The organism is Streptomyces sp. NPDC005811 (assembly GCF_040630405.1).
Taxonomy (GTDB): domain Bacteria; phylum Actinomycetota; class Actinomycetes; order Streptomycetales; family Streptomycetaceae; genus Streptomyces.
In genome coordinates this window covers 1-1,329 of the sequence record NZ_JBEXXK010000145.1, presented here as the reverse complement: position 1 = coordinate 1,329, position 1,329 = coordinate 1, and the positions used below count along the sequence as shown (strand labels likewise).

1 protein-coding gene is annotated in these 1,329 nt (G+C 69.9%); it reads right to left on the bottom strand.

Annotated elements, in window-relative coordinates; genetic code table 11:
- Positions 1–53: 53 nt before the first annotated feature.
- Positions 54–1,244, bottom strand: a complete 1,191-nt coding sequence (locus ABZ490_RS52150) for an IS701 family transposase (RefSeq protein ID WP_359008131.1) — start codon at positions 1,242–1,244, stop codon at positions 54–56.
- Positions 1,245–1,329 lie beyond the last annotated feature (85 nt).

Genomic DNA, 1,329 nt, shown 5'->3' with positions numbered 1-1,329 from the left:
GTAGTGGCAGCGGCGGGCGACGGCCTGGCGTCGTCGGCGCCAACGCGACCAGTTCACCGCATGGATACGAGGGTGGGGGTGTCGGGGAGTGAAAGCTGCCAGGAGTCTCCGCACTTCCGCCACGGTGAGCCCGATGACCTCGGCATCCTCACTGCCGCCGCCCCCTTTTCGGCCTCCCGCGCGGTCATGGCGGCCAGGAAGGCGTGGGCGAGCATGGCCAGGGTGATGTGCCGGTACCAGCTGACATAGCGGCGGACCTCGTACTGGTCCAGGCCGCACTCGTTCTTCGCAGCCTGGAAGCACTCCTCGATCGCCCACCGAGTGCCGGCGACCCGCACCAGCTCGGCCGCGTCGGCCTCCAGCGGGGCATAGGCGAGGTAGTAGGCGATCTCGTCCGGTTTGCTCACGCTGCGGCGGGCCAGCGCCCAGCGACGGCGGACCGGTTGCCCGTCGTCGTAGTCGAACTCGGCCACGGCGCGCAGCTGCACGGCGGCCCAGTCGTACATTCGCTGCCCCTTCGCGCCCGGGCCGCATGAGCGGCGCTCCCACGCCTGGTCGGGGGCCTGGTCGAAGACGTGGTCGATGCGCGGGCCGGCGAGGGAGAACTGCGACTTGGGCACCGCGAGCACGTAGCCGACGCCGGCCAGCTCAAGCATCCGGCGAAAACGCCCCTCCTGGCCGTAGGCGGCATCTGCGGTCACCCAGGCGATCGGCAGCGGGGAGGAGAGAGCACGCAACACGATGGCCCTGGCCAAAGTGCCCTTCGTGGCGAACTCACGCTCGGCAGGCACCCGGGCTGCACGGCATCGGTTCGGATCGCCCGTCCAGGACTTGGGCAGATACAGCTCCCGGTCCACCAGCGCGCGTCCGGCGGAGCTGGTGTAGGCGGCGAAGACGCCTATCTGGCAGTTCTCCGTGCGTCCGGCGGTGCCGGAGTACTGCCGTTGCACCCCGGCGGAGGTGGTGCCCTTCTTGATGAACCCGGTGTCGTCGATGATGAGGACCCCGTCGTTCTCGCCGAGCTTGTCGGCGACGTAGGTCTGCAGGTCGTCCCGTATCTCGTCCGCGTCCCAGCGGGCGCGGGAGAGCAGGTGCTGCAGGCCGTCGGGGGTGGTGTGGCCGGCCTGCTCGGCCAGTTGCCAGCTGTTCTTGCGGGCCACCGGTGCGAGCAGGCCGCGGACGTAGTCACGCATGCGGCGGCGTGGTTCGACGCGGCCGAAGCGGTGGCCAATGTCGGTGAACAGGTTGTCGAGGTGTCGGTCCCAGGTCTCGGCTGCGGGTGCGCTCACAGTGCTCATCGGCGATGACTGCCCAGGCCAGGGGCATCCT